We start from the raw sequence: 3,623 nt of genomic DNA, 5'->3' as shown, positions 1-3,623 counted from the left end.
CACCACCGGCCACCACCACGGCGACGCCGCCGACCACCGCGCCCGCACCCCCTGGTACACCACCAAGACCCGCCCCTGCACCGCCGACCTCGCCGTCAAGCTCCGCCGCGTCCTGATCACCACCCAATATCAGCCCACACGGCCCGCGAACCCGACCGACGCGGAAATCCACACCCTCCGCCTCGCCTGGGCCACCACCGACAGCGCNCTCGCGGCCTGACCAGCCCCCATCNCGGCCCCACAGCCCGGGAACCAGACAAAACAGACATCGACCCGAGACCGCAAACCAGCTCAAACACCCCACCACGAACCAGCACACCAAACACGCACAGAACACGTCTCACGCGACGTCAACCATAAAATTGGAGATCAAGAAAACCGCGAAAGTCGAGTTGCCTCTCTCCCGCCGCTTGAGTAGTGCCCCGTCGCTCGGCCCGACGGGTCGTGCAGGACAGCGTGGTGGGGCGCCGAGAAGGCGCATGCAGCTAGTCGCCCGCTCTCCGGCGCGTGCTGGACGGCGCCCAGCATCCCGCATGGACAGGCCGCGTCGGTGAAGACGGAAACCGGCTGGCTGAGGACCGTTCCGCAAAGGAGGCGCCCGTGGCGCCGCCCTCACCGGATAACCGTACCGCTCATCGCCTTGCCAGCCATTCTGCTTTGGTTTCCTGGAAAGAGAGGGCCCTGATGGGTATTCACTATGCGACCTTCGGGCGTTGCCCGAGTGATCCGTCGACGGTGCTGTGGCGGGTCCACGACGAGATGCTTCCCGCGGTCACGGTGCTCGCGGGCCGGATGGAGAACGTCTCCGGCCTGAAGGCCCCACACATGATCGAAGATGATTTGCGACGGCTCCTTCTGGCCCATCACCCGACCGTTTGGGAAGAGGTCGGTGAATATCGGCGCGCGGCCCGCCCGCCCGCCACGCCGTCCTGCGGCCGGCTGTACTGCCCGACGGCGGCGAGGCGACACAGCCATCGCGCCTACAANCCCGGGGATGTGGTCGCCCTGACCGCGGGAGACCCCCAACACGAACCTGAGACGTGGCCGTTCCCGGTCTGGGCGGTCCTCGGCGTGCGCACCGAGGACGAGGCTTACCGCGACGGAATCTGCGTCGACATCGGCCCCGGCCNTCATCGCCGTTTCGTCGGCCCCCACGAGATCCGGAGGCTTCGCCTCGACGAGATGGTCATCGGCCCGTCAACCTGGTGACCACAGCCCGCAGCCCGCCGCGGGCGTGCCACCGTCCACGGCGTACCCATCGGGCTGCTCATCATCGGCCCTCCCGCCATCCCTCAGGCGAACCGGGAGGGTGAACGGCCACCCCGTTCCCCGGAATCGGCTGCATGTCGTTGTCGGCATCGGTGAATCCTGCACCGAACCGAGTACGCCGCCTCCGACCTGCCGCACCTGACGGCCCGCCCCACACGACCGGCCCGCGACGGCCGGTGCAACGCCTCTCGGCCCGCCGCGCACCTCGCCCGGCGGGCCGACCCGCGTTGCAGCCCTGGTCCCCGAGGGCCCGCGCGACCGCCCGCGCCCCGGCCCCCACGCTCGCGCACGTCCGCCTGTCCGCCGTGCTGCGCCCTCCTTAGGAGCGCCCCACCATGCCGTCGACTCCGCATCTGATCGGCTTCGCCGAACTCCTCGGCCGGCTCCGCCACGTCCTGACCGTCAACGGCGAGGACACCGTCACCCTCCGCTTCTCCGGACTGTCCTACCACCCGTACTTCGACCGGGACGGCTGGCCGCGCCGACTGCTCGCCCACGTCCTGTTCGGACTGGACGGCCACCTCGACCCGGCCAGCCTGCTCAACCTCGAACCCGCCGCCAGCCTCCTCGGCGCGCTTGGCTACCCGCTGACCGCCAAAGCCGCCGCCCTCGCCAACGAGGCTGAGCAGCTCACCATGCAGGGCTGGACCTGGGGCCACGCCGTCGACACCACGATCCAGCGCACCGACGTGGACGACGAACCGGAAGACACCCGCATCGGCGACGTGGCCGTAATGGCCGTGCTCTCCCACATCGCCGCCCGCCACGCCACCGAGATGACCAGCCCGATCCGGGCGGTCCCGCTGTTCCACCGCGGCTACCCGACCGGGCTGCTCGGCCACCTGGCCGCCTGCCTGCGCCTCGACGCCGTCCACGCCTCCGCCCTCGGGGACAGCAGCGCTCTCGCCCTGTTCGGCCACCTCGGCTGGACGCTGTCCCCACGCGCCAGCGCGGTCCTCACCNCCNCCGAGCAGGCCGAGGCCGCCGGAGCCACCTGGACCGACGTCGTCATCCAGGCCAGGGCCACCCGCCGCGACCACCTGCGCCGCGACCCCTGGGACCGCTGAACCGCGCCCGGTGCCCGGACTCCGTCGCAGGCCCGCCGGGCTGGCTGCGGGCATCGCCTCAGCCGCCGGTACTTCTCGCCGGTAGGAGAACCGTTTCTTCGCCTGCCGGTCCGAACCTGCTCCTTTCCCAACCCACCTTCGCGAGAAAAGAGGACTGGCATGCGTGAATACATCGCGTGCGACGGCGGGGATGACGATTGGCTGTGCCGATGCGGGAACACCCCGGCGTCCAGCGGGTTCGTCCCGGTCCGTCGGCGCCGGGAAGTCGCCCCGGGCGCGGCCCGGTGGCGTGGGCGCTATTGCTGTGTGGACTGCGGCTTGTTGATCCACTGGCCCAGCCGGGAGATCGTCGGACGTATCANCCCTGCGGNCCTCGTCCTGAACGACGCTACGCCCTCCGTCAACCGGCGACGCCGACCGCCGTTCCTGCGGCACAGCAGAGGCTTCCGCCGTGCACGACGCGCGCGACTGCCTCGCCAGCGGTAGCCCCTACCTCTCCCCAGTGAGGCGTTCCGGCGCCGAGCCGAGACCCGACCGAGGGGCACCTCGTCGTCGAGTTGGCCGGCAGGGACGGTCACCGCAACCCCGCGGCAGCAGGGTGGCGGGGTCGCAGAGGGCACGCGCTGCATGCTGCGTGGTGCCCACGTCGTGGCGCGATCAGACTAGGTGGGGACGGCCGTCCCGTACGTCCTGCGCGGCCGTCCCGGACCGGCCCGCCGCTGCGACCCCGCGCCCCATAGAGGACACCGCTGATGAACTTCGAGTCCCATGTTCTTGTCGATATGACCGTCAAGCAGGTCCAGGACGCCCTGGCGAAAGGAGACCAGCCCGCGATCGCGGTCCTGGAAGGAGAGCCCTCGCGCACGCTGAGTAACTCGGCCTACCTGCGTGACCCCGCTCGCGCGGAAGCGTTCGAGCGGCAGGTCGCCGCCGAGGCGAACCGCATCGACCTCGAACGGCTCATCCTGGCGGTCCCGCAGATCAGCAGGCCCGTCGTGATCGACGGCGACGATGAGGTCCGGCTGCGGTCCCCCTACACCGGCGGGCCGGTGCTGGAGGACGACGGCGAGATGCACGTCATCCTCTGGGTGCTCTGGGACGAGGAGGAGGGCCACGAGTCTGGAATGGTGCCCTTCCGGCGCAAGCGCGACGGCACACCCGTGTTCGACGCGTTCGACGGCTCGGACTACATCTTCTCGATCCCGCTGAACCCCGGGGGCGGGCCCGGCCTGGTCCTGCTGCGGGAACTGCTCGACGAGAACCTGCAACGGCGACGCGCCCGCCCCT

General features: G+C 70.5%; 2 protein-coding genes and 1 pseudogene. All 3 read left to right on the top strand.

The features are described from left to right. Positions 1-220: pseudogene (locus tag ALLO2_RS26775) on the top strand (transposase); the annotation flags it as partial. Between the two features lie 1,384 nt (positions 221-1,604). Then, positions 1,605-2,336, top strand: a complete 732-nt coding sequence (locus tag ALLO2_RS22725) for a hypothetical protein (protein WP_035734682.1) — start codon at positions 1,605-1,607, stop codon at positions 2,334-2,336. A gap of 752 nt (positions 2,337-3,088) precedes the next feature. After that, on the top strand, positions 3,089-3,623 hold a 535-nt coding region (locus tag ALLO2_RS22720; protein WP_011436139.1), incomplete at its 3' end, for a hypothetical protein.

It is taken from the genome of Frankia sp. Allo2 (assembly GCF_000733325.1).
GTDB lineage: Bacteria > Actinomycetota > Actinomycetes > Frankiales > Frankiaceae > Frankia > Frankia casuarinae.
The sequence above is the reverse complement of the archived record's forward strand: the minus strand, read 5'-3'. Positions and strand labels throughout refer to the sequence as shown.